The following is a 290-nucleotide window of genomic DNA, read 5'->3' on the forward strand; positions in this document are numbered from 1 at the left end:
CTACGTGGCCCTTACGAACTATTTCGAATGTGTGAGGAAGACCGGATTTTTCCCGGCGTTTGGAAGGTCTCTGTTTATTACGGTTTGCTCCGTAGCGGTAATTGTACTGTATACCTCCATGACGGCATGGTACATTACCAGAGTGAAATCGAAATTTAACAGCATTCTTTTCTATATCTTTGTATTTGCCATGATTGTACCGTTCCAGATGGTTATGTTCACCATGTCCAAGACGGCCAACGATTTATACTTAAACTCCATGTACGGTCTGGTTCTTCTGTACCTGGGAT

At 43.1% G+C, this 290-nt stretch carries 1 pseudogene; it reads left to right on the top strand.

Annotation, left to right across the window (positions count from 1 at the left end):
* Positions 1 to 290 (top strand): annotated as a pseudogene (locus tag NE473_RS31975) (carbohydrate ABC transporter permease); the annotation flags it as partial.

It is taken from the genome of Hungatella sp. SL.1.14 (genome assembly GCF_024460495.1).
GTDB classification, from domain to species: domain Bacteria; phylum Bacillota; class Clostridia; order Lachnospirales; family Lachnospiraceae; genus Hungatella; species Hungatella hathewayi.